Genomic DNA, 562 nt, shown 5'->3' on the forward strand with positions numbered 1-562 from the left:
CACGCCGATGACCGTGACCTTGAGCAATGGCTCGGTCATTGTCATCGAAGCGGGTAAAACCAACGGTACTGTGCTGGTCGATACCCCGGCTAACGATGTGTATGTCAATGGCAGCACCGTTAGCACCACCATTACCGGCACCACTGGCGGTAACTTCGAGAACCTGGTGCCAGACACCACGCCTGCTGTCACTACTATCAGTGATTCGCCTGACGCCACCGGCCTGACCCTCACCGCCACTGGCGGTATCACCGAAGGCGGCCAGATCACTTACACCGCTACCCTGACCAATCCGGCGGGTACGCCCATGACTGTGACCTTGAGCAACGGCTCGGTCATTGTCATCGAAGCGGGTAAAACTACCGGTACTGTGCTGGTCGAGACCCCGGCCAACGATGTGTATGTCAACGGCAGCACCGTTAGCACGACGATCACGGGTACCACTGGCGGCAACTTTGAGAACCTGGTGCCAGACACCACGCCTGCTGTCACTACTATCAGTGACTCGCCTGACGCCACTGGCCTGACCCTCACCGCTACCGGCGGCATCACCGAAGGCGGC

The 562-nt window shown here is 59.4% G+C and carries 1 protein-coding gene; it reads left to right on the forward strand.

Translation table 11 applies throughout. The features are described 5' to 3' along the window. On the forward strand, positions 1 to 562 hold a 562-nt coding region (locus tag H7995_RS28180), incomplete at both ends, for an immunoglobulin-like domain-containing protein (RefSeq protein WP_185819334.1).

Origin of the sequence: Pseudomonas kielensis (assembly GCF_014236655.1) — a bacterium.
Taxonomy (GTDB): Bacteria; Pseudomonadota; Gammaproteobacteria; order Pseudomonadales; family Pseudomonadaceae; genus Aquipseudomonas; species Aquipseudomonas kielensis.